The following is a 3,084-nucleotide window of genomic DNA, read 5'->3' as shown; positions in this document are numbered from 1 at the left end:
TACCAAGTTGCCTTCAAACGTATAACTCTCTCTTTCTCTTACCTCAGCGCCCTCAGTGCCTCTGTGGTTTGTTAAATTCGACTAAAGAAGTGCAACTCAGTATGAAACTTTGACCAGTCAATCTTTTCCCTTCTGCCTTTTACTATCAGTTGATTAGCCCTTGATTAAACTTCACCGAGAAGGTTGTTATACACCGTAAGTAAGTAATTGCCCTTGATAGAGGTAATGATATAACCCACAGCAACTAAAGCAACGGCACTCAAGGCAACTGGTAGAGCAATAGGAATGTAAACCAGGTGACGCGGTTCATGTCGTACCATCTTTCTGAATCTATCTATAAAAACTTTCATCTTTTCCCTCAATCCTGCCATTGAATTCCGGTATCCACCTGGGTCAAAATTCGCTTGTGCTAGCAAAGTATTCTGCCAGTAATAATCATGACCAATTAACAAAAATCGCCAGAAAAAATGCGATACACTCGATGGGGGAGCGTGAGTTGCCCTAGCTTGCGGCTGTCTCCAAATGGTGTAACCTTCTTGACAAAGCTTGTAAGCATGAATTGCGCAGTTGCCCCGATACAGAGGCAGCTGGGTGGGTATGGAATGCTGGAGCAGAAACTCACGTCGAAATGCCACATTATTCAGGAAGTATTGAGTGGTGGGAGTCAGGGTTTCCTCTCCGGAATAGGGAGGGAAAATGTAGGCTATCACCATCGCCGTTCCATAGATACCTAAACCCCGTGTCATTGTTTCCCCAGCTACGATTTGAACCTGATCTTCCTGAGTGAAGGGCGTCAGTATATTTCTTAACCAGTTTGTCTGGTAGCTACAATCAGAATCAAAGTAAACTACAATTTCCCCTGTAGATAATTCAGCGCCCAGCATCTTGGCTTTGTAATAGCCAGTTCCCAAAGGGACTTGATGCACTTTAATCCAAGAGTATTTTTCACAAAGTTGCTCTAGCAGGTTAGCTGGAGCATCACCACTATCAATCAGCCAAACTTCATTCGCCTGAGTCGGCGAAACGTCTTGCTGTGCCAGGGATGCTAGAGACTGAGACAAACCCTTAAGGTTAGCATTTGCTAAGTTTTCTGTCTCTAAGACGATTGAAAAACTTGGTAAGTGCTTCTCTACTGGTTCCTGTCCCATCGCTTACTCCTGACACTTTTCAGTTCATCTCATGTACAGCGTTCCGAGCGGTTCCCCCCTTTTTTAGGCCGGAGCTTTAGTGAGAATAAGGAGGTTGGGGAAGCTTCCAAGAAGTATCGCAACTTTAGATTCCCTAGCCCCCCTTAGACAGGGAACCGCTCTGAAAGCTGGACATGACATCATCAGTTATCCATTATCAAGGGTCGATGCTCATTGTTCATTGCTCAGTGAGCATCGATAATTGTCTTTTATTACAAAGTTAATCGTTTCATGAAGTTAATTTACTTTCTCCTGCGTTCTTCCTGGAGAATGGTGGCGATCGCAATTGTCATCGGCTTTTTGAGTGGGGGTAGTAGTGCGGGTTTGATTGCGCTGATCGGCGGTGCTATGGGTAGCAGCACGAGTCGTATACCAACATCGATCGCTTGGGGTTTTGCTGGACTGGCACTTGTTGCACTCGTTACCAGTATCCTGGCAAGGGTGGTGCTGATTCAGCTGTCTCAGAATGCCATCTTTGAACTTCAGATGCGCCTAAGTCGCCAAATTCTTGCCGCAGAGTTAAGTCATCTAGAAAAGCTGGGTTTTCCACGACTGTTGGCAACCCTTACCGAAGATGTTCAGGCCATTTCTAACGCGGTCTATACGATTCCTTTCTTATGTATTAACCTGGCTATTGTCGCGGGAGGCTTACTCTATATCACCTGGCTCTCCTGGAACGTGTTTCTGATTGTTGCGGTATTATCTGCGATCGCACTGGGTAGTTGTCGGGTGCTGCTCAGACGAGGCAGACACCTGATTGCCCTTGCTCGCGAGGAACAAGACCAACTCTTTCATCACTTTCGCACGATTACCGCAGGAGTTAAAGAACTCAAGCTCAACTATCAACGCCGTCAAGACTTCATCACCGAAGAGTTGCAAACCACGGCGGCTAACTTCCGCCGTCATAATACTGAGGGTCTGACTTTATTTGCCACTACCGATAGCTGGGGTAAACTCATCTTTTTTTTCGCGATCGGTTTAGTGCTATTCGTCTTACCCAATCTAATCGTCATTGACCTCCAAACCCTCTCTGGCTACGTCTTGACTTTCACCTATTTAATTGGCCCACTCGATAACATTGTCAACAAACTTCCCCTGATCAGTAAAGCAAACGTCGCTTTGCAAAAGATTGAGGCGCTAGGTTTCTCTCTGAGCAGTTGTGCTGAAGCGGAGATGATTCCACCTAAGGTTGAGTCCTCTTGGCAACGTTTAGAACTCAAGGGTGTGATTCGTACTTATCAGCGAGAGCAAGAAGACATCAACTTTACCATTGGCCCGATTAATCTCACGCTTCAACCAGGAGAATTGGTCTACATTATTGGCGGCAATGGTAGTGGTAAATCGTCTCTAGCCAAACTGATTACTGGACTATACATTCCGGAAGCTGGAGAAATCCGGTTAGATGAACAACCCATTACTCCACAAAATCGAGAGTGGTATCGCCAGCACTTCTCCGTGGTTTTCTCTGACTTCTATCTATTTGAGCGACTTCTGGGGTTTGACAACGCGGATTTAGATAGGCAAGCTCAAGATTACCTGAAGCAACTCCAGCTCGATCGCAAAGTTAGCGTTGAACGGGGGAAACTTTCCACCACTGCCCTCTCCCAAGGACAGCAGAAGCGACTCGCGCTACTCTTCGCGTATTTAGATGATCGACCGATTTATCTGTTTGATGAGTGGGCCGCAGACCAAGACCCCCTATTCAAGGAAATCTTTTATACACAATTTCTCCCCAAGCTAAGAGATAGGGGAAAAACGGTACTTGTCATCAGCCATGATGACCACTATTTTCACCTTGCAGACCGCATTATCAAACTAGATTATGGCCTGGTGGAGTATGACAAGCGGCTGCACAGACCTAACCAATAACTTGCTTAGATTTAGCCACCTGTTGGAG

2 protein-coding genes are annotated in these 3,084 nt (G+C 45.9%); one reads left to right on the top strand and one right to left on the bottom strand.

The annotated features are described in order from the left end of the window. Positions 1-164: 164 nt before the first annotated feature. Positions 165-1,148: a glycosyltransferase family A protein gene (locus V6C93_RS06310; RefSeq protein ID WP_333475804.1), complete on the bottom strand. Its 984-nt coding sequence runs from the start codon at positions 1,146-1,148 to the stop codon at positions 165-167. Between the two features lie 270 nt (positions 1,149-1,418). Here V6C93_RS06310 and V6C93_RS06305 point away from each other — a divergent pair, with 270 nt between their 5' ends. Continuing rightward, on the top strand, positions 1,419-3,056 hold the full coding sequence (locus tag V6C93_RS06305; RefSeq protein WP_333475803.1) for a cyclic peptide export ABC transporter: 1,638 nt from the start codon (positions 1,419-1,421) through the stop codon (positions 3,054-3,056). The last annotated feature ends 28 nt before the right edge of the window (positions 3,057-3,084 follow it).

Origin of the sequence: Allocoleopsis sp. (assembly GCF_036703385.1) — a bacterium.
Classification (GTDB): Bacteria; Cyanobacteriota; Cyanobacteriia; order Cyanobacteriales; family Coleofasciculaceae; genus Allocoleopsis.
This window is presented reverse-complemented; position numbering and strand designations above follow the sequence as displayed.

Bases quoted from the DNA above. Each gene is read 5' to 3' on its own strand.
- V6C93_RS06310 (WP_333475804.1), bottom strand. From the start codon at position 1,148: ATGGGACAGGAACCAGTAGAGAAGCACTTACCAAGTTTTTCAATCGTC.
- V6C93_RS06305 (WP_333475803.1), top strand. From the start codon at position 1,419: ATGAAGTTAATTTACTTTCTCCTGCGTTCTTCCTGGAGAATGGTGGCG.